The following is a 24,710-nucleotide window of genomic DNA, read 5'->3' as shown; positions in this document are numbered from 1 at the left end:
TTTTCTTGCTTGATGTTTCTATAATTATTGTAATGATCTATCCATGATAATAGCAGAATTTTTTCATTATAAAGGTAAAAGATTAATGTTATTATTAATATTCAATTGTCTATGATTTTTGCATTTAAACAGCTCATAGCTTATATTCAACTTTTTCACCAATCCACCTTGTAGAGAAAGAGCACGTTATTCTTTCTGGTGACAGGTCATTGTGCATGAAACAAAAACACACTACAATATCAAATTATTTCATTTTGTACAAAAACTGAAAATTTATAGTAAAAAATTAACGTATTACCATCTTCCGTGATATTATGCATTTATTACACGTTGCAAATCTGGAGGTGTTGCTTCATTTGAGAGTTGTTTAATCACATCTTCTACAGATAAAAGGGTTTGATTTGTACTTCCTAAGCGGCGCATATTTACGCTGTTTGTTTCAGCTTCACGTTTGCCACATACCAAAATTACGGGGACTTTTTGTAAAGAATGTTCTCGTATTTTATAGTTAATTTTTTCATTGCGGAGATCTATTGTTGCGGAAAGCCCAACAGCTTTAAGTTTTGCTGTTATTTTTTGGGCATATTCATTTGCTTCGGATGTAATTGTTGCAACAACAATTTGTTCAGGAGCAAGCCAAAGTGGCATATGTCCAGCAAAATTTTCAATTAATATACCAAGAAAACGCTCCATTGATCCAAAAATAGCACGGTGGATCATAACAGGCTGACGTTTTTCTGAATCTTTATCAATATAGAATGCACCAAAACGTTCAGGGAGATTAAAGTCTATTTGTGTTGTTCCACATTGCCATTCACGACCGATAGCATCCTTTAATGTATATTCAAATTTTGGACCATAAAATGCTCCTTCACCTGGAAGGATGCTTGTTTTGATTTGTCCTGCAAATTTTGTTTCAATCGTTTTAAGGACAGATTCCATGATACTTTCTGCATGATCCCATAATGCATCAGATCCAACTCGTTTTTCTGGACGGGTTGAAAGCTTAAGACTAATTTCTTTAAAACCAAAATCGGCATAAGTTGATAAAATAAGATCATTAATACTGAGACATTCATCGGCTAATTGTTCATCAGTACAAAAAATATGCGCATCATCTTGTGTAAAACCACGCACACGCATAAGACCATGTAAAGAGCCTGAAGGCTCATAACGATGAACAAGTCCAAATTCAGCAAGTCTAATAGGCAAATCACGATAAGATTTTAAACCATGTTTAAAAATTTGCACATGACCAGGGCAGTTCATTGGTTTAAGGGCATAAACATTCCCATGATCTGAATCTTCTTCTGCTGAAATTACTTTGAACATATTCTCCTTATACCAACCCCAATGGCCAGATATTTCCCAGAGTGACCTATCGAGAACTTGTGGTGCATTAACTTCAGCATATTGATGATCATCAAGGCGTCTACGCATATAGCTGATCAAATTTTGGAACATTTTCCAACCTTTTTTGTGCCAAAAAATCATTCCTGGCCCTTCTTCTTGAAAGTGAAATAAGTCCATTTCACGTCCCAAGCGGCGATGATCACGTTTTTCAGCTTCTTCTAGCATATGGAGGTAGGCTTTTAAGTCATTTTCATTTGCAAATGCTGTTCCATAAATTCTCGTGAGCATTGGATTATTGGCATCGCCACGCCAATAAGCTCCTGCAACTTTCATTAATTTGAAAGCATTCCCAATTTGCCCTGTAGATTGCATGTGCGGTCCGCGACAAAGATCAAACCACTCCCCTTGATAATAGATTTTTAAATCTTGATTTTCAGGAATGCTATCAATAAGTTCAACTTTATAAAATTCCTTTTTCTCAGAAAAAACTTTTCTTGCTTTTTCATGAGACCAAATTTCTTTTCTAAAAGGTTTATTGCGTTGGATAATTTCACGCATTTTCTTTTCAATGACGGTGAGATCATCTAATGTGAAAGGTTGTTGGCGTGCAAAATCATAATAGAATCCGTTCTCAATGACAGGACCTATTGTTACTTGCGTTTCAGGAAAGAGCTCTTGCACTGCTTCAGCAAGGACATGGGCGCAATCATGCCTTATGAGCTCAAGAGCGCGTGAATCTTCTCGGGTAATAATCTCTACTTGACCAGATTGTCCCAATGGATCCGATAAGTCTCGCGTGATACCATCAAGACTATAGGCGACTGCTTTTTTTGCAAGTGATTTAGAAATAGATTCTGCTAATTCCAAGCCTGTCATTTCAGCGGGGTAATTACGTTTTGAACCATCGGGAAAAAAAAGAGAAATAGAGCAAGACATAAAAACACCCTTTTAATCCAATTCCGCTAACGATTGCGGATGGTTTCGTGAAAATTGAGTAAAAAGCTTATAGACTAATTTTTTATCAATACATGTGAAAAAAGAAAAGGATTATTTGTTGTGTTTGTCAGAAATTTTCCAGTAACGCCAAGGTTTATAAAAACAGCAAGAATTTCCAAGCGATGGAGGGACTGGATCAAAGCCATCTGTTCCAAAGGGCCCACAACGCATGATACGAAAGAGTCCCATCCATGCACCAGCCCAAAGCCCATGGCGTGCAATCGCTTCATATGTATATTCTGAACAAGTCGGGGCATGGCGACATTGATTGCCTATAAGGCTCGAAAGTGTTATTTGATAGAACCGTATTAAGAAAATACCCAATAATCGTCCGGGTGTTTTTTGCCAAGTGCCTGTGTAATTCCGAGTCAACTTTTTTTGTCTAGATTGTGATTTGAACATTTATTTTTCTTCAATTTTTTGAATGCAGTCTATCGTTGCATCAAAGGGTAGTAGTGTTGCTGCATGGCGCACTTTATAGTCTTTAATGGGCTGTAAGCAAGAAAAATCCTCAAATGGAGCTTGAGGAGAAGGGCCATTTTGCGTTAGCATTTGGTAGATAACTTCACGCAATATTTTAAGATCTTGAGTTGTTTGTCCGATGATATGAGATGCTAAAAGTGAAGCTGAAGCTTGCCCTAGCACACATGCATGTATTTCGTGAGCAAAATCGGTAATAATACTATTTTCCACTTTTAAATCTACAGTGATTGTCGAACCACAAAGGTGTGCATGTTTTCTTGATGTTGCATCAGGATTATTAAGACGCCCAATTTTGCCTATATGTGCAGCATATTTAAGTATTTTATCATTATAGATAGTATCAATCATGCGCTATTGCCTGAAATTTTGAAAGTCGTGATTGTTTAAACTTTTAATTCGCTTATATAGAGATTATACAAAATGAGATAGGTATGGAGCAAATGCTTTGTATAGAGTAAGCTTGGAGTTTTTGAATGCGTAATGTTGTTAAAGAAGACGCAAATTTATCTGAAGAAAAGCGTCCGAGTATTGAAAAGGTGGAAGAAGCGATTCGTACATTACTCTTATGGATAGGGGAAAATCCAAATAGAGAAGGGCTTTTAGATACTCCAAAACGTATAGCCAAGGCATATCGCGAGCTTTTTAATGGTTATAGTCAATCGGTTAAAGAAACCTTAGGTACAGTTTTTGAAGAGGTTTCAGGATACAATGAAGCCGTAATCGTAAAGAATATACCTTTTTATTCACACTGTGAGCATCACATGATCCCAATTATTGGGAAAGCACACATAGCATATCTTCCTAATGCAAAAATTGTTGGTCTTTCAAAAATTGTACGTGTTGTAGATATTTTTTCTCGTCGTTTACAAACTCAAGAAGCTATGACAGCGCAAGTGGCTCACGCGTTAAAAACGTATCTGAAGCCTCATGGTATAGCAGTATTGATTGAGGCTGAGCACATGTGTATGGCTATGAGAGGAATCCAAAAACAGGGCTCTACAACAATTACAAAAAACTTTCATGGTTATTATGAAAAAGATCAAGCGGCACAAGAACATTTTATGATGATGGTTCAAAGGTCATAGTAAAGCCCATATTTCTCGTAATCTCTATTAAGTTATAAAACATCCGGATAAAATAAATTATGAGAAAAAGAAAATTGGCTTGTACCTTTCTTTATGATTTGTTAAAGGCTAAAAACCAAGGTTTTTTCTTTCCACGTGCGGTCGTGGCGGAATTGGTAGACGCGCAGCGTTGAGGTCGCTGTGGGGCAACCCGTGGAAGTTCGAGTCTTCTCGACCGCACCAGTTCGCAGTAAGTCTCTCCATAGTGAGATGAAGTTATGTTAGAGAGAGGGGATTTATAGGCATTATAGAAAAATCTTTTTGTATGTTATTTGTTAGTGTGTTGCCAATAATGTTTCGTTTTTTATTACTTTATCTATGCATTTGAAATGTTATATTTTTATAAGGTGGGGTGAAGTTGCAGTGAGAAGTATAATGATTCTGAGATATTTAACACTTCTTATTTGTATTTCTTTATTATCAGCGTGTAGTGATTCACGTGCTGTACTTTGGCATGGGGTGCATGCAACACCTTCTATGACTGCCGTAGAAAGGGAAGTTGAAGGGAAACCAGTTTCTCCAAAAGCCATCGTTCCAGTGTATGTTGCAACGAGTCGTATGATGCAAAATAATTACGCTCAACCTTATGGTGCAGAGCGATCAAATAAAGTTCATTATAATCGTGTTGACGTAGGAATTCCTCAGCAACATGTAAAGGGAGTTGTTGAAATAAATGCCTATAAACCTACGCATGATAAGTATTTTGCAGCAGTAGCATTGCAAAAATACGATAATAAAGAACAGTTTAAACAGCAATTAAATGCTGCTTTAGCAAAAAAGCCAAAAGGAAAAAGAGAAATTTTTCTTTTTATCCATGGGTATAATAATAATTTTGCAGATGGTACATTTCGTACAGCACAGTTTACACACGATTATTCTTTAAATGTTGTCGCTGTGCATTATTCTTGGCCTTCGGCCGGATCAGTTCCTCTTTATATTTATGATCGTGACAGTGCTAATTTTGCCCGTGACGGATTGATAGAGCTTTTAACACTTATTAGTGAAACCAATGCTGATCAAATTTCGGTTATTGCACATTCTATGGGCAATTTTGTTATAATGGAAGCATTTAGAACGTTAGCGTTACAGGGAAAATATAGGCCTATTCGTCGTATTACAAGTTTATTAATGGCTGCACCAGATATTGATGTTGATGTATTTGAGCGACAACTTAATGATATAAAAAAACTCCCGCAGCCAACCGCTATTTTAGTATCCAGAGCGGATAAAGCTCTTGCGGTTTCAGGACGTCTTACGGGTGGACATCATCGTGTGGGCGATGGCTCAGATATTGAAATGTTGCGTAAAAATGGAATAGCTGTTCTTGATTTTTCTCATGTGGATGGGGGAGCACACAATGTCTTTGCATCTTCGCCAACGTTGATGGCTCTTTCTCGAGAAGGTTCTTTGGCTTCCACAATTATGCAAGGTACAGAATTGTCACCTAGTCAAGCCCTTCTTGCTGATGGTAGTAGTGTGTTGGAAAAAACAACACATCTTATCCTTTATACACCTGTACGTTTTCTCTCTCCACGGATTCCACGTTGATCGTGAAAAGAGAGAAGGGGCTCCATCGAATAATGTATTGGAGGTAATATTTTTTAGCACTTTCTTTAGAATGGTCTTGTAAAATGAAAAATAAATAGCGGGATGAATGTAAAAAACAGTCATTAGGTGAGTTTGTGATGATTGCACGGAAACGCTATGTTAATACGCCTACAGTTGTTGATTATTTGTCTCATTCCGCAATTAAGTTATTAGACATTCATGCTATGCTTGTGAAGGTGAGAAAAGGTGATATGGGGGAAAAACCAAATTTATTGCGTCAAATTGATTCTACAAAAAAACAGTTAGATGAGATAAGCCATGCTCTTATTTTAGAATATCGTAAACGCCAAGAAAATGAGCGTTTTTTAAAACAAATTCTGCTATCCATTTCTGATCAACTTTTTGCACTTAATAATGGTTTTAAGGAAACAGGACGTCTTTTTTTTCAAGAAGTTAGAATACTTCAATCTCAGATGCAATGTTTATATGAGGGAAAGGAGAGGCTGCATTTGTTGAATAGCCAAGAATCTTTTTGTTCTCCGTCAAAGATTGATGAAGTCATTAAACAGTTACAAAAAGCACGAGAAAAGCTTATTCTTGAAAGCCCACATCTCTTTGAAAAAAGCACAAAAGCTAAACAATAAAAGTTCTTTAGTTGAGCAGATAGATAATTTGAATTTTACAGCAAAAACGCTGTTAAATAGAAGGCTATAACCTTTTTAAAGCAAATTCTTTTCTTTAATAAATGAAACACATGCCTTATATCTTTGCTAAAGTTAAGGCTGATGAATTAGGTGGCTTTATTGAAAAAAATGTTTGTGGAAAGAATTTTACAAAAAACTTTCTGATTCTTTTAATAATAGTCCGCCGGATAATTTTACCAATGTTATGAAGTTGTTAGTATATTCATTAGAAACTTAAACTTTGGTAGAAATTAGCTGAATTTAAAGCATTAAAAAGAAGTTTGATAAAAATAACATGTTTTGTAAATTCACGTTCACCTCTACCTTCTCTTGAATTTAAAAACACTCGGAAAATGAATAAGCTACACGTAATTAAAAAAACATATGGTGCCCCCAGAGAGCGAATCAGGCTTTAGCAACAAGATTCAAAGTATATAAAGATGTGTAAGGGCGTATTGATGTCTATAGCTTTTTATGATTCAATAAAAAAAGTAAGTATTAAAGAAAAAATCTCAAATCAGAAATTAAAGGTGGTCTAAAAGGTGGACCCAAAAAGGTGGACGAGCAATGCTTGAAAAGGTGGACGAGAGGGGACGTTAAGTGAGGGCGATTCATCGGTTATCAGCATCATTCGTAAAGACGTCCTCGCAGGGTAAATATTGTGACGGGGCGGGGCTATGGTTGAATGTTCGAAAAGACAATACACGCTCTTGGTTTTTTCGCTATACGCACTACAATAAGCGCCGTGAAATGGGACTTGGTCCTGTTACAAAACTCTCTTTAAAAGAAGCGCGTGAGCTTGCTAGGCATTATAGTGATATTCTTAAAGAAGGCAATGATCCTATTGTCTTTCGAGAACAGACTATTTTAAAACAGCAAAGCAATATGTTTCAAGAAATTGCAAAAGCGGCTTTTGAAAGCAAAAAAGCAGAGTTGAAAAATGAAGGTAAAAACGGCCGCTGGTTTTCTCCACTAGAGTTGCACGTTATTCCACACATAGGTAATTTACCTATAGAAAAATTAACAGCCAATATTATTCGCAATGTTCTCTCACCCCTTTGGCATGAAAAAGCAGACACAGCGCGAAAAGCGCTTAACCGTATCAATATTTGCTTGAAATATGCTGCTGCTCTTGGTTTAGATGTTGATCTACAGGCTTGTATGAAGGCACGCGCGCTTTTAGGAAAACCACGTGCGACATCAACAAATATTCCTGCTATGCCATGGCAAGAGGTTCCGGCATTTTATCAAAGCTTGGATGATAAGATCCTTTCAAATTTAGCACTGAAGCTCTTGATTTTGACTGGAGTACGGTCATATCCATTGCGCTATTTGCGTCTTGAACAAATAGATAAAGATATATGGACGATACCCAAAGAAAATATGAAGGGCATTGTAGGAAAGGTTTCAGATTTTCGAGTACCATTGAGTAATGAAGCTTTAAAAGTGATTGAAAAGTCTCTTCCCTTTGAAAAAAATGGTTTTCTCTTTTCTGGTCTTACAGGCAACCCCATTTCTGATGCCACCATGGCAAAGTATATGACAGTTTGTGGTTTGACTTATCGTCCCCATGGTTTTCGTTCAAGCTTACGGGATTGGATAGCAGAAACAACGTCAACACCTTTTGAGATTGCCGAAACTGTTCTTGCGCATTCAGTTGGGAGTTCAGTGACAAAAGCTTATATGCGGACAGATTTTTTAGAACAACGACATGCTCTCTTGGAGCAGTGGGCTGCATTTATAACGGGAGCGACTTGACAATATGTCAACATTGTATCTATTATCGAATTAGGTGCCTCAAAAACACCTTAAACCATAAGCGGATTGGTTACCGAAATAATCAGTCTTCTATACATTAAAGACTTTGACTCATTATATGCTACATGCGTATAATAATATTGTCGGGTGTGGTTACGCTATACAATACCCTTGCGGGAAAAGTGTAACGACGGACTTATGGCCGTGTTTTTGAGCACCCGGCACTCTTTTATTGAGTGTCAATCAAAAACGTCTAACCATAAGGAATTCATTATGAACACACTTATTAAAATTACGGAAAATGTTGCTAACGACGCAGCAGTTCAGACTATGTCTAGTCGTGAGATCGCTGAGTTGTGTGGTAAAAGACATGACCATGTCATGCGTGATATCAAGCAAATGCTAGGAGAATTAAACTCTGAAAGTACTGCCCCCAAATTTGGGGTGAGTGAATTTACAGGGTTATACAAAGATTCCACAGGTCGCACTCTTCCTTGCTATAACCTACCCAAGCGCGAATGTTTAATACTTGTATCTGATTACAGTACTGCTTTACGAGCAAAAATAATTGACCGCTGGCAAGAATTGGAAAAACAAGTAGCAACACCACAAGTTGACTACTCCAAACCCGAAGCATTACTTGGTGTTTTGAATCACCTACAAAGTCAAATTGAGCAGAAAGACCATGTTATTGCCGAATTGACTCCAAAAGCAGAGGCTTTAGAAGGTCTAAAACGCTCTGATGGATTGTTTGGTCTTATTGAAGCAGCAAAGATGTTAGAGGTACGACCAAAGGATTTAACCGATTACTTACGTAAACATGATTGGGTCTATCTGCGTGCTCCAAGGGCGCCACTGTTACCTTATCAGGACAAGATCAAGAAAGGATTTATGGATTGTCCTGCTATTACCATTCAAAGACCTGATGGTACAGAAAAAGTGCTCCCTTCAACAAAAATTACATCCAGAGGATTGGCATGTTTGAGAGAACAAATCCATGGAGGTGTACAATGAATACCAGTGTCGATTTTTATGTGATTTGTGGATAGCGTTGTCTCAGTTTGTCAATTGTGAATACGTAGATGACAAAAACTGTAGTGACTTGGTTGACATCATGGGGGTAGTAGAAAAAGCTTTGATTTTAAAACTTCAAGATGAAATTCCAAATATTACAAAGATTCTAGCAGTTTTAACGGATTTTGGAGATTCAGAGCTGCCCCATAGAATGGATTCTTTGTTGCGAGCTTATGATCCGAGTTTGCAGAAGTCTGTCACGAAAGCGGCTTAGTTTTAAACACGATTCATCTCCCCATTTCAAAAGTGGGGAGGGGATAAAGCTTTCAGTTTCTGGTTAGCCACTGTTTTAAATGTGCGAAGATATTGTCTATCGCATCTAAAAATTAAACCTTTAATCTAGAAATAAATGCTTCATTCCTTAATTTTGCATCCTGCAATAAATCATTCCATTCTATTATTTCAACGGATCCTCGAAAATCACCTTGTAGAAGATTAGTTCTCCCTCGCCCATTAGCTGTTTTCTGCCATGTCGACGTTTGCGTTTTAAGTTCACCTTCTATATCGGCAATAATATAACAATAAAAAACACACTGCTCTGAAATCTTTATTTTCTTATTATCAAATGTCTTTATACTTTTTCCTTTAAGTTTATTGAGGTATTTGTTTATTTGTTCCATGGGGGTGTAACCCGCTTTATATTTTTTCTGACCTAGTCTTTTAAACTCCACTAACATTAGCCTGTCCAAATCTGTATCAAGACGACCTTCAAGTCCTAGGGCATATAATTGATCATAACATAATAAATCAGTACGATCTTTTTCTGTACTATCCTTCACATTTTTTTTGATAGGCACGTCCGAAGCGAAGTATTTTGTAAATGTTAATCGCTCATCAATAATCCATAAATCATGCGTTAAATTTTTCTGAGATTCAGGATCATCGCCCCGAACACGCATTGGACAAATAAGTTCATGCAATGTTTTCTCTAGATGCGGGACTTCTTGACCATTAACATTTTTCTTAACCTCTATTATTAATTCTCCTAAAATATCAAGTATAACTTTACGACGTATAACATACTCTGCTAACTGTCTTGTTTCTTCATCTTTAACTTCTTTTGCAAGTTCAGACACTGTTTGGGAAAAGCTGTATGTGTTAGTATTCCCTTTAGTAATTTCATGGTATATGTTTTCAATTCTCTTATTTTGATTTTTTTCTCTTCGAAGCTTATGAATAGCCAGTATCTTAACAAAGTCTTCTGTATCCTTTGCAGATTTAGGAAGTTTTTCTAATAGTTTTTCATAACTATCAAAACAATAGGAAGGATGGGTTTTACAGAACTTTTTTAATTCATCTAAACGTGCTCTTTCATATTCCTCATTTTCTGGAGCAAGAACGCTATCTACAATATTGTTAGCAACGGAACGTAAAATATTGTTCAATATTTTATTTTTAAAAGAAAAATGCGTTCTTTCTTGATTAACTCTATCATCTAAATACTGACCACTTATGCAACCATGATACACTAGCCCTTGGTCTCCAAATTTTCCGAAACCAATAAGGTTATCGATGCTTTCAGTAGTCACAGTACGATCATGTGCGAAAAGATGTAGATAGTGGTTCTTCCCTTTAAAGTTAAGGTTAGCATCCGCCATACAAATAAAATTACGAATTTTTAATAAACCAAAATCTGCGGTTTCAAGTGTAATCTCTCCCCTATTTTCTACTAAATATTTTTTAACTTTCTGCGCTAAATTGACAGACATCTGATCATCACGAAAAGTTATTTGAGGAAGTTGTTCTAAAATTAAATCTGAAAAAAATGTGCCCCAATATGATCGATAATTTCTTCAGTTTCGCGTGGAAAATGTTTTTGGTACGCTACATCTCTTAAACCGGTAAAAATAATTTCTGTTCCGGTTACTTCTTGATTAATAAGAGGTATTTTTGAATGATCAAGAATCTGATTTTCCTCTTCCAAACAAAATGTAAAGCTTCTCTGGTAAAGCTGATCTTCTTCAAGGAATACACTTTTAACTCGTATTTTCTTAAAGGCATCCAACCATAGCAGCCGCCCAACTCCTTTTCCTCCTTTTTCTAATTTAAAATTAGTATCTACAGTGCAAAAAGCTTGAAAGTGCTCATCATCCAATCCTACACCATTATCTTTAACTATAATTTCAAGTGTTTCATTTTTATCTATATCTTTGATTTCTATATCTATGTTACCCGCGCTTTTGTAATCTTCTTGCTTAGAATCTTCAAGCGCGTGAATAGCGTTGCTTACCGCTTCAAAAACAGGCTGCAAAGCTTCCATTTCAGTGGACGGTTTAGGAAAACGACAAACTCTTCCAGCAAGATTCTCTTTCATAGAAAACTTTTCAGTTTTATTCTTTTCTTGTTTTTGAACTGCGACGTTTTCCATAATTATTCCCACCTTTTTAGCCGATAATATTACGAAATATACCTATTAAACGCACGTATATTAACAATTTGTTATTATTATAGAACAAATTTTTAATTCTTTGAAATCCACTGTTTTAAATGTGCAAAGATATTGTCTATCACCTCCATGAGACGAGCAAAATTAAGAAACCATTTGCTAAAGAATTTCGTGCGTCTCAGAGTATGTTTAGAGTCGGATATTTGGTTTTTGTGTAAAAATACTTACTAATGCATCCATAATACGTGAAAAATCAAGCGCTAGCAAGAGTATAATGAGTACAATCCATCTCGTATAACGTGACATCACTTTTATACTTTTGTAGGTCATGATAATTTCTTGAAGGATTTCTTTTTCTCCTTCTGTAAGCTCTGTATCGTCTTTTGTTTTTTTCTTAGCCATGTTTCCACCCACACACACGTTCGCCCTGCTTGTTATGCTTTAAGATATCTCTTGCTAAATTGGAACTGATGACGTTAACATCTTGCCTCTCTAAATAAATTGGCAACCAACCAACACAAGAGACATACTTATTTGTCCCGCAACCAACGAGAGAGAGCAGTACGCACATCAGTATCACTTTTCTGATTAACTTCATTTTCCACCTCCAGCCGTGTTGTTGCTGCTTTTAAGGTTTTTTCTGTTTGCTTTTGCTGTTCTGCCTTTTTTCCAAGGGTAAAAGCTTTTGCCAAAGCCATAAAAAAAGCGGCTAGAGCCGCGCCTATTAACAGCAGATTTCTTTTCATCCATAAGATCATAAACGGTGTTCCTGAAAACGTTTAGCAACAAAGAAAATGCCAGCACATGCGGCTAAAACCATAATGGTAGCAAATGCCCATTGCACTGGACCATTGCCTGCTAATAAGCCTCCAAGCCCTGAAAAAGAACCAATAACTGGTGCAAGAGCTTCAGCTTTAAAAAGTCCCGTTGGTGCTTGCGTTTCTACGGTTTGGTAGTTAGAGGAAACAAAAGCACCTTTCGCCCATAAGCCTGCTTCTGCTGCACGCCGGTGTGCGAGACCTTCAAGACGCTTACCGCCTGCTTTGGTCCATTTCTGTAGCTCGGCAGGGACAGCTTCATATTCACCTTGATTGAGCTTTTTTAACAGTGTCGAGTTACAAAAGGCTGTTGTTCCTACATTATAGCAAAAGGAGACTAAAGCCGCGAATTGTTCATCGGTTAAAGCAACTTGAACGGCTTGTTCAACGGCATTTTCAAATTGTCTTAAGTCTTGGCAAAGAAGTTCTTCTGCTTGTTTTTCGGTGATTGCCATACCTTTATGAACAAAAGGTTTTCCAGCATTGTTTGTATGTCCATAACCAATGGTCCACACTCCAATGGCATCTTTATAGGCATTGAGACGTAAACCTTCCCATTGTTTAATCAGTGCTAACCCTTCTGGTGATATTGTTCTCATGTATTGCTCCTATAAAAAAGCCCCACAAAAGGTGGGGCAGATTGATAGATTAAAATTGTAATTATTGCGTTTTATTAAAAGTGGTGTTTCATGTAACTTTTTTCTGTGTTATACGTTACATGAAACATAATGGAGATTTTGTTATGGCTACAATGCACGTTAATGAACGCGTTCAAAAACATCGCAACGCACAAAGAAAAGCAGGTTTGCGTTTAATGCAAATTTGGGTACCAGATACGCGTCAACCGAACTTTGCAGAAGAGTGCCGACGCCAATGTCGCTTAGTCGCAAAAATGGATAAAACAGATACATCTATGCAGTTGTTGATGGATCAATCTTTAATGGATGTTGATGGCTGGACAGAATGATGCGTGGATCTCTCGTCACAATAGCTATGCAAGGCGATTTTGGTAAACCAAGACCTGCGTTAATCATTCAAGCTAATCAATTCAGTGAGCATACAAGTGTAACGGTTTTACCCATTACTAGCACGCTTGTTGATGCGCCATTACTCCGCATTACGATTCAGCCAAACGCTAAAAATGGTTTGCAAAAACCTTCGCAAGTAATGATTGATAAGATTATGACGGTAAGATGTGACAAAATGAGTTCCATTTTTGGCTCTCTTCAAGCAAAGGAAATGCTGGAGATTGAACGTTGTTTGGCTGTATTTTTAGGAATAGTAAAATAAAAATAGTATTTCTTTTTATCATCATAAAATAGCTTTGTTTATCTATCTTCTTCATCCATATGGATGACGCCTTCACCTTCGTCATGTGAAGCGTTTGGTGGGGCGTTTGGATCAAGGGTATCATCCTTGTCTGGTGTTGTGTTTGCAACGTTTCCAGCCGCATCTTCTTGTGATGCATCAAAAAGTTCGCATTCTATTTTTGTGGTGTAACCACCCGTTTTATCAAGTTTGTGCTTAACACTTTTGATACGCCATTCTGCTGGAATATAGGGGCGGAAAGGGGGCTCTTGAACAAGTTTTGCTTCTGCTTGTACAAACGGATTACCTCCGATATCACATGAGAAAGAAGACTTACCGCGTGATGATTTATTGCGATAAGCAGCAATGGCTGCAACAGCCTCTGATTGGTTATGGTAGGTATATTTGAGTTCATGAAACGGTGCTTTGCCAACTTTGACTTCTTTTTTCTCAGATTCTTTTTCTGCTTTTTCCGATTCAGATGATGGTGCTCTGTCATTGTCATCCATATGGATAAAGTTTTCATCATCATCAATCTCTTCTGGTTCTCGTGCATCAGCCGCGGCTTTTTGGTCGTCTCCCACATCTGTTTCTAAGCCATTGGCTGCACCTGCTTCATCACGCGCACTGTATTTAAAATCCCAAGAGGTACAATGTTTCTCATGAATAACAATAACGGGGAGTGTTTCACCAGTGATAGCTTTGCCTTCCCCCCGTCTAGCCAAAACAAGCTTGCCATCAACGGGTTTTGCTACCGCATCATATTCTCCTGCGAGGCGTGCAGCAAAAGCCATATCACTTTCCGATGTTTGATCAATATGACGCATAACGATTTTTGCAAGAGAAGGATCAACCTTTGGTGTATAGCCATTACGCTCTGCTATCTCTTGAACAATACTGCCAAGGGTTTGCTGGTGATAGGATTGGCTTTTGGGTGTTCTATAAGACGTGTTCATAGAGGCGGCGCGCCCTGTCACGCTTAAGCTTTGTGGTGGGCTGCTTACAGAGATTTCGTCTATCAGATAGGCTCCCATATCGCGGTTTTTTCCGCCTTCATAGCCAAGTGTGACAGAAATGATTGTTCCGATAAGAGGAATATCAAGAAAGCCGTTATCACTGTCACGCGCACGGTCATCAAGCTCTATAGTGATACGATCACTTTTGTTTTCTGCTTCATCGGTAATTTCAATCGACAAAACATAATCCATAAGAGTTTTGGTGATGTCTTCTCCATTTGCCAGAACCGTGCAAAAAGGTTTCATGATTGACTGCCCCAAATTCTGATCACTGGTGTGGCTTTCGGATAGGGGAGGGACGGCAAAACGATTGTGATTCCTGCTTTTAAAATGGGTCCATAGTCTGCAAGACCAAAATTTGCTGCATAAACGCGTTCAACAGCAAGGGCTTGTTGACCCTTTGCATAGTATCTCCAGCAAATGGCATCAACCATATCGCCTTCTTTTGTTACGTAAAGATCACTCATAGGTCTTCACCATATTCTCTCAATTTTATTGTAAATTCTTGTTTTTTTGGGGTGCCGTTATGATGAAAAACACTTTGCTTTTCCTCTACGGAAAGAATGACAAACTTACCTAAGATTTTGCCTTGACCGGTCACAAGAATGTGAGGTCCTTCATGTGCCATTTGCCGTAAATATTCGAGCTGTCTGTGACCACCTTTGAAATCTGGATAAATCACACCAGTTAAAGAAAATTCCGCATTTGCAACAGCAGGCAATTGAAGAGCAGTCTTTCGCCCCAATCGCCCTTGCTCTACCCATGGAACCCCATAAGACATATCAAGTGTTTGATAAGTTGCTGTTTCAATCGAAAAAATAAAACCACCCAAAGCTAACATCATGGTATTTAATCCGAAAGGCTAGAGGCTATGGCTAAACGTTGCTGTTTTGCATAGCGTTCAAGTGCTTGATTGACAGCGTCTCTGATTTCGTCCTTGAGACCATTTGGTACTGAAATATTGAGATTTGTAATGGTTACACGGGCGTCTACTTCAACGGGCTTATGAACCGTAATTGGCTTTGGAGCTTTAAAAGCACCTACTTTATTTGTTGCCTGCATTTGTCCTGTTTCAACGACACTTGTATTAAAACCACTCTTGCGTTTTTCAGGTGGGGTATTTGTAACCACTGCTGTATCCAGCATTCTTTTTGCCTGTGTATTGGTTTCTTCGGTAAAGGTTTTAATGGTCTGCGTTGAAGTCTTGTCTATTGAAACATTAAACCCTAACTTTTCTTTCACCCAATTAGGCATCCAACTGGTTAATTTCTTCATCATATTGCCAAAACCGTTATACAGATCATCCCATTTGCTTTTGATGCCCTCCCAAAACCCATTAATAAGATTGGAGCCTATTTCCATTAAATCGACACCAAACAGCCATTCAATGAGTTCATTGATTTTTTTCGAAATCCAAGTCAGTGGTGAAAAGTTTTTAAAGAACGTCAAGAGGTTATTGAAAACGTTACTACATAAGCTGTAAAAAGAATTCCACAAGTTGCTTATGAAGCTTACTACCGTACCCCAATTTTTGTAGAGCAAATATCCAGCTCCAACAAGGGCTGCAATACCGCCAATTATCCAGCCGATAGGAGTGGTCATGATTGCGATACCAAGCGATATAAAAGCAGAACTAACGGCAGTTATTGCTGGAATGAGTGAAGCTATAAGAACTGCCCCAACCGCGGCTAAAGATGCTGCTACCCAACCATTGAGTTTGTCCCAATATTGATAGAGGACAAAGAGCGCTGCAATGCCACCCATTAACCAACCGATAGGTGTCGTCATTATAGTATAGCCAAGTGTGACAAACGCTGCTCCCGCTGCGGCTAATGCGGCAATGAGTGGACCAAAAATGAATGAACCAAGAGCTACAAGCCCCACCTTGAAAAGGGTTATTTCACCAATCAGAGGTTCTAGCCATTGGAACCAGCCTTTAATCCTCTCTGTGAGATCACTGATGCCTTTTCTTAAATCAGAGGTAGGATTAAGCAAATCATTAAGGACTTTTTTTAAGGTTTTTGCCCAGCTCGCAACAGTTGTTTGAATGAGGTCGCGGTTTTCATCAATCAACTTTGAAAAACCGTCAATCATATCATTAATCACGGGCATGAAACGCGCGCCAATAAAGCTCGCGATACCGCCTATTTTTTTCTTAAAGGCACCAAGCTTGTCACTTAAATCTGCGGCATAGCGTGCAACATCGGCACCTATCAGCCACTTTCCTTTTCTCGCCTTTGCAAACAGCTCTTTAATGGGTGCCATGCCTTGTGCAAGCATGGTCGCCATTTCTTTACCATCGCCCCCAAACAGCAGAGCGGCAATATGCTGTCTTTGTGCTTGGCTTTTCATCTTACTCATCTTGTCGGTAATTTCTTCTAACAAGACAGAAGTGGATTTGAGTTTTCCAGAAGTGTTTTTGACAGAAATGCCAAGTGCTTCAAAGCCCATCATGCCTCTTTTTTGTCCGGCATATGCTTGTGCTGAACGCCTATTTAAAACCGCTAAGGATTGTTGAAAAAGTTCGGCAGAAGTGCCTGAATTATCGGCTGCATCACCCCATAATTGAAGTGATGCAACACTCATATTTAAATGGTGTGATGCGTGATAAAGACTATCTCCCAGATGCATGGTTTTCATGGTGAGGGCGGTTACACTTGCCACAAGACCACCACCAGCAAGCCCCAAGACACCAGTAAAGACTGAAGCACGACTTGCCGCTGTGCTAAGAGCACTTTGAACGCCATGAAGGCTTTTTGTCATGTTTTTGACAGCAGCAGAAAAGCGCGGAATACCCAAACTATGTGAGAGTGTTTTTGACAATGTATCGAATTTTTTTTGAAGATGTTTGAGAGGTGCGGTGAGTTTGTCTTCAAGAGACAATTTTACCTTTGCATCAGCAACTTTTTCACTCATTTTATCTTATACCTTTCTGCTGCTTGATTTCGCCAGAATATGAGTTCTTGCGGTTCCATTTCCATCATCTTTGAAAGGGACCAATGGAACACAATGGTAATATCGGCTATGAGTTTAGCGGCGGTTTCCCAGTCGAGGTATCCCGCCGCTTGATAAAAGACTCCAAAATCTCTCCAATGCTCGACAAGTCATTAATATCGAGTTCTCCAACCGCTTCATGTGCCCATCCAGAAAGACGTGCGATCATAGCGATTGTTTGCTCTATGCCTTCTTTTTTGTCGATTGCTTGCACATCTTTTGTTTTGGGGCGCTGTAAAGTAATTTCGGTGTGCTCTTTTCCTTCAAAAGTAACAGGTATCAATAATTTATGTGTAATGCTTGTTTGGACTGTCATTTTTATAATCCTATGTTGTCTCTATGGTCTGCGAGTTGATTGACGCCATTGAATTTTCTCACCAAGTTGAGGACATCTATCTCAACGATTTCAACGTCCTTCTGGACATATTTGAAATACTGCAATGTGAAGGTAGTTGTGGATGTTGCTTTGCTGCCCGGTTGCCATTCTGCCATTTCAAAGCCTTTGCATAATCCTCTCATGGTAATGACAACACCTTCTGCTGGTGTGCCTTGCGCTTGCATTGAACTTCGTAATGAAATGTTGACATCGGTGCGCCCTAACAGTGCCATCAACTCTGGAGAGCAATCAGAAATGGTCATGCTAAGCGTGAGGGTTTCAAGACCAAGGTCAACTTCAATGGAGCTATCCATGCCACCGCCGCGATAACTTTCAACAACCAAACTCAAATTCGGTAGGGTGACACTTTCACATTTTGCCTGATAGGGAATGCCGTCGACAAAAATGTTAAAATATTTCAAAACTCTTGGTAAAACAGGTACGGTCATTAAAAGATCTCCTCTAAGTAATCATTCACAATGCGTGAACGGAACGTGATATGTTCTGCGGGTGTTGTGGGGGTGAATTCGACATTGAAATAGACTCTACCGCTTTCAATAGCGCTTGCTGTATTAAGCTCTAGATCAGGCGTACAGCGCCCACCAAGAATGGCGCCTTGTGCTTTCAAATCACGCAAATAGGCATTAACGCTTTCGCTTACGTCATGCATGTAGGTTTTTTTGATATTGCGGTCGACAGCCCATAGATGTCCGCGCAAAATGGCATCATTGATCATATCTGCGGTGCGTACTACGGATAAGAAAGCAAACTTTGTATCACTTGAAAGGGTGCGATTACCCCAAAGACGATAACCATTTTCGCGGATAATTGTTGTGATGTTTTGTTCGTTAAGAAGGTTAGCGCGGCTTGATCGATCACCAATGGAAAAATCAATGGGGCGTGCAATACCAACAATGCCATTGATCACTTTATTGGAAGGAGAATGCCAAAAACCGTGTGTAAAATCAGTTTTAGCAATGACACCTGCAACCGCTGTACTTGCTGGCTGTTCTATGATTTTTCCATCACGATTCACCTTTACAAACGGATCAATAAGAATGGCGCGTTTTGAATCAAAATCCTTTGCTGTGCTAAGAGCGGCTTCATCTGTTGTGTTGGGTGCATCAAGCACCACAATAGCACGCAGACGCTCTGCAATGCCAATGAGTTCTGCTGCGACGGGGTTGGCAGTCGCATCAGTTCCATTCTCTTCAATATTCACACTGGAAGGGCGCTGATGTGTAAAGCCTGGAGCAATCAGAATGCGTGGTGTTTGTCCTACAATGGATTGTGCTCCAATGAAAGCATGGACACCTTCATAAGCACCATTTGCGTTTACACCACCTAGAATATTGGTGAGTGTTGCATTTTCATTGTCACCCTCGTGCACGCGTACGACAACGACAATGGCGCCTACTTGTTTAAAAATAAGATCAAGGGCATTGGGTAGGGTGCCTTGACGCTTACCCGTTTTATCGAGTTTTGCGGCTTGTGAAAGAGAGCCTGCTACCAAAACGGGTGTGTTGAGAGGGAAGGCTTGTTCATCGGCATCGGGTGCTGTGCCAACAATCCCGATAACGGCAGACTGAACCGCGCGAAGGGGGCGGGTGCCGTCGTCAACCTCGACAACTTCAACACCGTGTAGAAAACCTGTTGCCATACTTTATGCTCCTTTAAAATATTGGCTAATGAAATGAATGGGAAAAAATAAGGGGATGATTGCTGTATTTGTTAGACTGGCATTATGATAAAAAATTATCGAAAGTTGCTTGACATTATTTCTACAATGTGTATTTTCGAATCAGGTGCTTGAAAAACACCTTAAATACCAAGCGGACAAGCTACCGAGATAGTTTATTTTCCGCACATTAAAGGCTTTGACTCATTGTATGTTACACGCATATAATGATATTGTCGGGTGTGGTTACGCTATACAATACTCTTTACGAGAAAAGCGTAACGACGGACTTGGTACCGTGTTTTTCAGCGCCCGGCACTTTGTTAAAAGTGTCAATGAAAAACGTCTATTACCAAGGAGTTCATTATGAACACACTTATAGAAATATCAGAACAGGTTATTGATCAGGAAACTGTTCAAACTGTTAATGCGCGTGAGTTGCACGCATTTTTGGAAATTACATCAAAGTTTGCAGACTGGATTAAAAATCGCATTAAAGAATGTAAATTTCTGGAAAATATAAACTTTATAACGCTTTCTAAAAATTTAGAAAACGGTGGAAAGGTAAAAGAATACCACATTACATTAGACATGGCTAAACATCTTTCGATGATAGAGCGTAATGACAAAGGACATGAAGCACGTCAATACTTTATCAAATGTGAACGGCTTTTGAAACAAGTAGCAACACCGCAAGTCGACTACTCCAAACCGGAAGCATTGCTTGGTGTTTTGAATCACTTACAAAGCCAAATCGAACAGAAAGATCATGTTATCGCTGAATTAGCACCAAAAGCAAAAGCTTTGGAAGGTTTAAAACGCTCTGATGGTTTGTTCGGTCTTATTGAAGCAGCAAAGATGTTAGAGGTGCGACCAAAGGACTTAACCGATTATTTGCGTAAACATGACTGGGTATATCGACGGGCTCCAGGGGCGCCTCTGTTACCTTATCAGGACAAAATAAAGAAAGGATTCATGGATTGTCCCGCTATTACCATTCAAAGACCGGACGGAACAGAAAAGGTGCTGCCTTCAACAAAAATCACATCCAGAGGATTAGCTTGTTTGAGAGAACAAATCCATGGAGGTGTACAATGAACACCAGTATCGACTTTTTATGTGATTTATGGATGGCTTTGTTTCAATTTTCTGATCGTGATGATGTCGAAGATAAGGCTTTTAATGCTCTGATTGAAACCATGGATGCAATAGAAAAAGCTTTGATTTTAAAACTTCAAGATGAATCACCAAATGCACTCAGAGTTCTGGCAATGATTACAAATTTTGGATCTTTAAAACCTCCTTCTATTATGGAGCCTTTGTTGAAAGCTTACGAGCCGAGTTTGAAAAATTCTGTTAAGAAAGCTGCTTAATTTAAAAACATGATTTATCTCCTCGTCTTTTAGGCGGGGAGGTGGTTAATACCGTAAAATATCTTTACATAATACATATTGTACGTATAATACGTATTATACATTAAAGATAGGATGTGCATATGAAAAAATATAGTTTTACAGATGTAAACCGCGGGGCAGGCGATATTTTAGACGAGGCTATGTCTACACCTGTAGCTTTGACAAAGCGAGGGCGTGAAAAAATCATTATGCTTCCTGTTGATTTATATCATGAATTAATAAAAGCGCGTTCTGGTGCACAATCTTTTGTTTATGCAGATGCACCTCAAAATATATTAGATGATTTAGATCGTGGTTTAGATGACATTTTGAATAGTGATGAACATGTTTAAAGCAGGGGATGTTGTTCAATATTATTATTTATCCAGTATTCCATAAAACATTATCCCTTGAGAGTGAGGAAGAGATCAAACAGCGTGAAGTGTTGGAACTTTGCTAACATTTGTTTCACGTTCAGCATGCCAAGCGTCATAATTAGCTTGCATACGTAACCATATAGCAGCTCCATCACCAAACATTTTGCCAAGACAAGCGGAAATAGAAGGAGAAACAGGTTTTTTTGCGTTCAGAATATCGTAGAGATGTTGGCGTGATATACCAAGCATCTGCGCAATTTCTGATTTTGTTTTGCCTGTTTCAGGAATAATTTCTGCTAAAACTTCTCCTGGATGAGTAGGACAACGGTTTTTATCTCTTTGTGCAGGAATGTCATTCATAACTGTATCCTTAGTGATATTGTTCAAGATCAACACGGTAAGCATTACATGAGTCAAATTCAAAGGTAATACACCATGGTCCGTTAACGTGGACAGTGTAACGAGTGGGTGAATATCCAATCAAAGAATGAAAGTTGAATCCTGGAAGATTCATATCTTCTGGTCTTTCAGAAATATCTAAACGATCAAGACGAACCATGATACGTTTTACAAGTTTCTTATCAATCTTGGATGAATTTCCCGTTTTGAATAATTCTGCCAATGTTTTGCTTTTAAACGTTTTAATCATTCTTTTATATAGCGTAAAATACTGTTAATGTCAACAAATAGCTTACATTATAAGTGCTAAAATGCAAAAAATAGTAACATCCCATTAGAAACCCTTATCGTCTAGACTTGTTTTTCTTTTCTCCACCTCATGCGTAAAGAGAAGAATAAGTGCATGGAGGGGATAAATTTGCACGTTAACATCAAGGATTTTACGACCATACCGACGGCTGTCTGATCAAATATTGCTAAAAACTTAGATCCCTTGCCATTCTTAATAAAGTGAATACGAAGTTTAAATTCTATTGTCATTTTGCTCTCCAAATTAATGAAGAGACCATAACAATCATCTACACTCTCTCATAAGCCTGACACTGTCAGTAAAAAAGGGCTTTAAAGGGGACTTTATAAGAAGAAACTATACAGTTTATAAGCCATCAGACAATAAGTGTCCGTTTAGAAACTATCATTGTTTTTTATACCTGCATAAACCATTCATTCTTTCCACAATCTTATAAGGACAGCGCCATCAGCTCCAGCGCCACTTGAAGAAGAATCGGCATGAGCACCAGCACCTCCGCCCCCAAAACCACGCCCTGCTTTTCCCGAACTATAGGAACCTTTGCCGACTCCTCCAGAGCCACCACGTGATGTATCACCTCCAGCATCGCCTCCATTACCGCTTGTTTTACTCGTAATTCCATTCGTTCCAGCATAACCATTTCCGCCTTTGGCAATTCCTGGATGTTCATCCGTTGCTAAACCAAAGTTTCCACCTGTTCCTCCAGCACCGCCATCGCCTGAATAGAAGGAAGTATTATCTTTACCAAATCCCGTGTGAGTGCTAGAAGAGTAAGTACCCCCACCACCATGTCCTCCTGTCGCCGTAATAAAATTTTTGCCAACGGTTGTTGTTCCTCCAAACCTACCTTTTACATTCCATCCAGAAACAGAATCTCCTCCTTTACCAATTGTGATATTCTCATGACCCTTTAAACTCGCTTTATAACCATACCATACCGTACAACCGCCACCGCCGCCACCGCCTCCTAAGTAATAAGAATAACCACCCCCACCACTGCCGCCGCCACCCCATGCTTGGATTTCGACTTTTGTGTTATCCGTTACCCAATCGGGCCATTGAATTTTCCCATCCTGTGTATAGAGCAATTCAGCATCAGCAAGAGCCGGCCAATTCGTGATTTTATTGGTCAAATCTTTTTTAAGACTCTTTATCTGTGCCAAGATGGCTGCATCCACTTGCGCCTTCGTATAAACAACATCACCATCAACCCTCAAAGGTCCTTTAAGCGTACTTCCACTTGTGCTTAAACTGGTAACTATTTCACCATTATGGGTGAGATTAAACGACGAATTACCCAAGATCTCCAAGTCGTCACCCATGGTGACTTTACTGGTAAATTTATTATAACTTTGCCATTCATTTGGGCTGGCTAAGCGACCATAGCTTGTGAGATCTTCATTGATCTTGGCTCTAAAATCATCAAGCCCCACGATATCTTCGGTTTTATGTTGATGCGCGCCTAATAGTGAGACAGCACTGCCAAAGGTGAAGTTATTATTGCTTGATTTATAGAGAACATAATTATTTGCGGCATCTTTTGCGCCTTCGATATCGCTTAAATCGGCAAAAGTGAAGGTTTTATCCGCTGCCATTTTGCCATTGAGAGCGCTTTCTAGATCTGCGATTTCGTTGATCGTATGCGTGTGGTGTAAAGGTGCCTTTTCGTCTACCTTTTCCTCAACAGCCAAAAGAGCTTGATCAATTTTGGTCAAGTTTTCCCGCAAGATTGGGAATTCAGAACTGATAAAACGCCCCTCTTTAGGCAATTCCATGTCGAGTTTTTTGGTTTTTGTCATCTCTCATTTTCCCCTCATAATATGCCGGCGCCAAAATCACTCACCATGGACCGCGCTGCTGGTCCACCGGTAAGCGTGAGTTTCAAGCGCGCTTGTTTGGCGCCTTTATCACTACTGGTAAATTTTCGTTCTGTCCAAAGTGGTTCAGCGAGTTGTTCTGTTTCGTCAAGTTTCAAAGGGGTGAAACCACCATCATCTAGTTGCATCTCCAGTGAAAAGGTTGCACCACCCGGTAAAAAGGTTTTGATATAGCTGGTCAACCTTGCCTTTTCCCCAAAGGTAAAAGCACGCGTGACATAGGTCGCTTCCTTATGGATCTTTCCCGCAATCAATTGAACAGGCGCAAACAAGACGGGTGAGAGCTTTTCGGTGCCTTTAAGAATAGCGCGAAGCTTGACCTTTTCACTGATATATTCAGTAAGGCTTAGCAATTGAAAGGGAAGAAGTTGATAAACCGTGCCATTGTTTCGTTCAATTTCAAAGATGACAGAACACTCACTTGAAGGCAATTCAATGGCTGCGCGTATTTGCAAATCAGAGCAGTCTACAAGGTCAAAGGTGCCTAAATCGACAATCTTTTCTGTTTGCCTATAGCGGGCAGCGAGCACCCGAAAGGCTAAGGCTTCATCTTGATGAGCGGTCCAGCTCCTAGCATTGACAGAAGAAAAGCGTGGTCCCGTTACATAAGGGTGACTCGAGACAAATCTTTGGTGTTCTGCATCAAAATCCCCAAGCTTTGCTAGTGAGACAGAATGATCAGCATCATCGGTTTTAATGACAAAAGCCGTTAAGCGGTCATCCATCACAAGGAGTGGTACATCATAGCGTGCTTCTGC

30 protein-coding genes, 1 tRNA gene and 2 pseudogenes are annotated in these 24,710 nt (G+C 39.2%); 12 read left to right on the top strand and 21 right to left on the bottom strand.

The genetic code is table 11. The features are described 5' to 3' along the window. Positions 1 to 312: 312 nt before the first annotated feature. The 3 genes from thrS to ACFINK_RS02560 all read right to left on the bottom strand — a co-directional run bounded on the left by thrS (position 313) and on the right by ACFINK_RS02560 (position 3,180). Positions 313 to 2,289 (bottom strand): threonine--tRNA ligase, encoded by a 1,977-nt coding sequence (gene thrS, locus ACFINK_RS02570; RefSeq protein WP_375638198.1) that lies wholly within the window; start codon positions 2,287 to 2,289, stop codon positions 313 to 315. A 111-nt stretch (positions 2,290 to 2,400) separates the two neighbouring features. Further along, positions 2,401 to 2,751 carry a membrane protein insertion efficiency factor YidD gene (yidD, locus tag ACFINK_RS02565; RefSeq protein WP_375607118.1) on the bottom strand — a complete coding sequence of 117 codons (351 nt, stop codon included), beginning with the start codon at positions 2,749 to 2,751 and terminating at the stop codon, positions 2,401 to 2,403. After that, on the bottom strand, positions 2,752 to 3,180 hold the full coding sequence (locus tag ACFINK_RS02560; RefSeq protein WP_375611578.1) for an iron-sulfur cluster assembly scaffold protein: 429 nt from the start codon (positions 3,178 to 3,180) through the stop codon (positions 2,752 to 2,754). It abuts the gene before it with no gap. 125 nt (positions 3,181 to 3,305) lie between these two features. On the opposite strand from ACFINK_RS02560, the gene folE reads away from it, so the two are divergent. From folE to ACFINK_RS02525, 7 genes and pseudogenes are all read left to right on the top strand, one after another. Then, a complete protein-coding gene (gene folE, locus ACFINK_RS02555) occupies positions 3,306 to 3,917 on the top strand; it encodes a GTP cyclohydrolase I FolE (protein ID WP_375638197.1) in 612 nt (203 codons plus the stop codon). Between the two features lie 137 nt (positions 3,918 to 4,054). Beyond that, positions 4,055 to 4,139: transfer RNA gene (locus ACFINK_RS02550), tRNA-Leu, on the top strand. A 192-nt stretch (positions 4,140 to 4,331) separates the two neighbouring features. Then, on the top strand, positions 4,332 to 5,504 hold the full coding sequence (locus ACFINK_RS02545) for an alpha/beta hydrolase (protein WP_375607121.1): 1,173 nt from the start codon (positions 4,332 to 4,334) through the stop codon (positions 5,502 to 5,504). A 137-nt stretch (positions 5,505 to 5,641) separates the two neighbouring features. Beyond that, the gene (locus tag ACFINK_RS02540) at positions 5,642 to 6,148 is read left to right on the top strand and encodes a hypothetical protein (RefSeq protein ID WP_015856440.1); all 507 of its coding nucleotides are present in this window, start codon (positions 5,642 to 5,644) and stop codon (positions 6,146 to 6,148) included. Positions 6,149 to 6,787: 639 nt separating this feature from the next. After that, the gene (locus ACFINK_RS02535; RefSeq protein ID WP_375638196.1) at positions 6,788 to 7,945 is read left to right on the top strand and encodes a tyrosine-type recombinase/integrase; all 1,158 of its coding nucleotides are present in this window, start codon (positions 6,788 to 6,790) and stop codon (positions 7,943 to 7,945) included. Positions 7,946 to 8,218: 273 nt separating this feature from the next. Next, the gene (locus ACFINK_RS02530; protein WP_375638195.1) at positions 8,219 to 8,959 is read left to right on the top strand and encodes a Rha family transcriptional regulator; all 741 of its coding nucleotides are present in this window, start codon (positions 8,219 to 8,221) and stop codon (positions 8,957 to 8,959) included. Then, positions 8,956 to 9,233 (top strand): annotated as a pseudogene (locus tag ACFINK_RS02525) (hypothetical protein). The gene ACFINK_RS02530 and the pseudogene ACFINK_RS02525 overlap by 4 nt, the downstream one beginning before the upstream one ends. Positions 9,234 to 9,345: 112 nt before the next feature. On the opposite strand, the gene ACFINK_RS02520 reads toward ACFINK_RS02525, so the two are convergent. The 6 genes from ACFINK_RS02520 to bgtA all read right to left on the bottom strand — a co-directional run bounded on the left by ACFINK_RS02520 (position 9,346) and on the right by bgtA (position 12,822). Continuing rightward, positions 9,346 to 10,728 carry a hypothetical protein gene (locus tag ACFINK_RS02520; RefSeq protein WP_375638194.1) on the bottom strand — a complete coding sequence of 461 codons (1,383 nt, stop codon included), beginning with the start codon at positions 10,726 to 10,728 and terminating at the stop codon, positions 9,346 to 9,348. A gap of 41 nt (positions 10,729 to 10,769) precedes the next feature. Beyond that, positions 10,770 to 11,387, bottom strand: coding sequence for an ATP-binding protein (locus tag ACFINK_RS02515; RefSeq protein WP_375638193.1), 618 nt, complete (start codon positions 11,385 to 11,387; stop codon positions 10,770 to 10,772). Between the two features lie 207 nt (positions 11,388 to 11,594). Beyond that, on the bottom strand, positions 11,595 to 11,807 hold the full coding sequence (locus ACFINK_RS02510) for a hypothetical protein (RefSeq protein WP_375638192.1): 213 nt from the start codon (positions 11,805 to 11,807) through the stop codon (positions 11,595 to 11,597). Further along, complete coding sequence (locus ACFINK_RS02505) at positions 11,800 to 12,003, bottom strand: hypothetical protein (RefSeq protein WP_375630024.1); 204 nt, start codon at positions 12,001 to 12,003, stop codon at positions 11,800 to 11,802. Before ACFINK_RS02505 ends, ACFINK_RS02510 begins: the two co-directional genes overlap by 8 nt. Further along, the gene (locus ACFINK_RS02500) at positions 11,936 to 12,163 is read right to left on the bottom strand and encodes a hypothetical protein (protein WP_375630023.1); all 228 of its coding nucleotides are present in this window, start codon (positions 12,161 to 12,163) and stop codon (positions 11,936 to 11,938) included. Before ACFINK_RS02500 ends, ACFINK_RS02505 begins: the two co-directional genes overlap by 68 nt. Beyond that, positions 12,160 to 12,822, bottom strand: coding sequence for a gene transfer agent endolysin BgtA (gene bgtA / locus ACFINK_RS02495; RefSeq protein WP_375638191.1), 663 nt, complete (start codon positions 12,820 to 12,822; stop codon positions 12,160 to 12,162). The genes ACFINK_RS02500 and bgtA overlap by 4 nt, the downstream gene beginning before the upstream one ends. 143 nt (positions 12,823 to 12,965) lie before the next feature. On the opposite strand from bgtA, the gene ACFINK_RS02490 reads away from it, so the two are divergent. Both ACFINK_RS02490 and ACFINK_RS02485 read left to right on the top strand, forming a co-directional pair. After that, the gene (locus ACFINK_RS02490; protein ID WP_019224016.1) at positions 12,966 to 13,190 is read left to right on the top strand and encodes an antitoxin MazE family protein; all 225 of its coding nucleotides are present in this window, start codon (positions 12,966 to 12,968) and stop codon (positions 13,188 to 13,190) included. Next, on the top strand, positions 13,190 to 13,513 hold the full coding sequence (locus ACFINK_RS02485) for a type II toxin-antitoxin system PemK/MazF family toxin (protein WP_375618893.1): 324 nt from the start codon (positions 13,190 to 13,192) through the stop codon (positions 13,511 to 13,513). Before ACFINK_RS02490 ends, ACFINK_RS02485 begins: the two co-directional genes overlap by 1 nt. A 38-nt stretch (positions 13,514 to 13,551) precedes the next feature. Here the strand turns inward: ACFINK_RS02485 and ACFINK_RS02480 are convergent, their stop codons facing one another. Genes ACFINK_RS02480 through ACFINK_RS02445 form a run of 8 tightly spaced genes read right to left on the bottom strand, consistent with a single transcriptional unit; the run spans position 13,552 to position 19,577 of the window. Next, positions 13,552 to 14,793: a phage late control D family protein gene (locus tag ACFINK_RS02480; protein WP_375638190.1), complete on the bottom strand. Its 1,242-nt coding sequence runs from the start codon at positions 14,791 to 14,793 to the stop codon at positions 13,552 to 13,554. Beyond that, a complete protein-coding gene (locus ACFINK_RS02475) occupies positions 14,790 to 15,014 on the bottom strand; it encodes a tail protein X (RefSeq protein ID WP_375638189.1) in 225 nt (74 codons plus the stop codon). The genes ACFINK_RS02480 and ACFINK_RS02475 overlap by 4 nt, the downstream gene beginning before the upstream one ends. Next, positions 15,011 to 15,391: a phage tail protein gene (locus tag ACFINK_RS02470; RefSeq protein ID WP_375638188.1), complete on the bottom strand. Its 381-nt coding sequence runs from the start codon at positions 15,389 to 15,391 to the stop codon at positions 15,011 to 15,013. Before ACFINK_RS02470 ends, ACFINK_RS02475 begins: the two co-directional genes overlap by 4 nt. 5 nt (positions 15,392 to 15,396) lie before the next feature. Next, the gene (locus ACFINK_RS02465; RefSeq protein WP_375638187.1) at positions 15,397 to 17,463 is read right to left on the bottom strand and encodes a phage tail tape measure protein; all 2,067 of its coding nucleotides are present in this window, start codon (positions 17,461 to 17,463) and stop codon (positions 15,397 to 15,399) included. Further along, positions 17,460 to 17,528, bottom strand: a complete 69-nt coding sequence (locus tag ACFINK_RS02460; protein ID WP_375638239.1) for a hypothetical protein — start codon at positions 17,526 to 17,528, stop codon at positions 17,460 to 17,462. The genes ACFINK_RS02465 and ACFINK_RS02460 overlap by 4 nt, the downstream gene beginning before the upstream one ends. A 41-nt stretch (positions 17,529 to 17,569) precedes the next feature. Continuing rightward, a complete protein-coding gene (locus ACFINK_RS02455; RefSeq protein WP_375612344.1) occupies positions 17,570 to 17,857 on the bottom strand; it encodes a phage tail assembly protein in 288 nt (95 codons plus the stop codon). A gap of 2 nt (positions 17,858 to 17,859) precedes the next feature. Further along, complete coding sequence (locus ACFINK_RS02450; RefSeq protein WP_375638186.1) at positions 17,860 to 18,366, bottom strand: phage major tail tube protein; 507 nt, start codon at positions 18,364 to 18,366, stop codon at positions 17,860 to 17,862. Next, positions 18,366 to 19,577: a phage tail sheath subtilisin-like domain-containing protein gene (locus ACFINK_RS02445; protein WP_375638185.1), complete on the bottom strand. Its 1,212-nt coding sequence runs from the start codon at positions 19,575 to 19,577 to the stop codon at positions 18,366 to 18,368. The genes ACFINK_RS02450 and ACFINK_RS02445 overlap by 1 nt, the downstream gene beginning before the upstream one ends. Before the next feature lie 384 nt (positions 19,578 to 19,961). Between ACFINK_RS02445 and ACFINK_RS02440 the strand changes: the two genes are divergently transcribed. From ACFINK_RS02440 to ACFINK_RS02430, 3 genes are all read left to right on the top strand, one after another. Next, positions 19,962 to 20,693, top strand: coding sequence for an antA/AntB antirepressor family protein (locus tag ACFINK_RS02440; protein WP_375638184.1), 732 nt, complete (start codon positions 19,962 to 19,964; stop codon positions 20,691 to 20,693). After that, positions 20,690 to 20,968 carry a hypothetical protein gene (locus ACFINK_RS02435; RefSeq protein ID WP_375638183.1) on the top strand — a complete coding sequence of 93 codons (279 nt, stop codon included), beginning with the start codon at positions 20,690 to 20,692 and terminating at the stop codon, positions 20,966 to 20,968. The genes ACFINK_RS02440 and ACFINK_RS02435 overlap by 4 nt, the downstream gene beginning before the upstream one ends. 122 nt (positions 20,969 to 21,090) lie before the next feature. Further along, positions 21,091 to 21,342 carry a type II toxin-antitoxin system prevent-host-death family antitoxin gene (locus ACFINK_RS02430; protein WP_375628617.1) on the top strand — a complete coding sequence of 84 codons (252 nt, stop codon included), beginning with the start codon at positions 21,091 to 21,093 and terminating at the stop codon, positions 21,340 to 21,342. Positions 21,343 to 21,417: 75 nt separating this feature from the next. Here ACFINK_RS02430 and ACFINK_RS02425 read toward each other — a convergent pair whose 3' ends face one another. The 4 genes and pseudogenes from ACFINK_RS02425 to ACFINK_RS02410 form a co-directional block, all read right to left on the bottom strand. Next, positions 21,418 to 21,726, bottom strand: a complete 309-nt coding sequence (locus ACFINK_RS02425) for a HigA family addiction module antitoxin (RefSeq protein ID WP_375638182.1) — start codon at positions 21,724 to 21,726, stop codon at positions 21,418 to 21,420. Between the two features lie 10 nt (positions 21,727 to 21,736). Beyond that, entirely contained in the window at positions 21,737 to 22,015 is a 279-nt protein-coding gene (locus ACFINK_RS02420) for a type II toxin-antitoxin system RelE/ParE family toxin (RefSeq protein ID WP_375618870.1), read from the bottom strand. Between the two features lie 473 nt (positions 22,016 to 22,488). Beyond that, on the bottom strand, positions 22,489 to 23,874 hold the full coding sequence (locus tag ACFINK_RS02415) for a Bgr_08870 family protein (protein ID WP_375638181.1): 1,386 nt from the start codon (positions 23,872 to 23,874) through the stop codon (positions 22,489 to 22,491). A gap of 14 nt (positions 23,875 to 23,888) precedes the next feature. Further along, a pseudogene (locus ACFINK_RS02410) lies at positions 23,889 to 24,710 on the bottom strand (DUF4815 domain-containing protein); the annotation flags it as partial.

The organism is Bartonella sp. AA16NXGY (assembly GCF_042197325.1).
Classification (GTDB): Bacteria; Pseudomonadota; Alphaproteobacteria; order Rhizobiales; family Rhizobiaceae; genus Bartonella.
The sequence above is the reverse complement of the archived record's forward strand: the minus strand, read 5'-3'. Positions and strand labels throughout refer to the sequence as shown.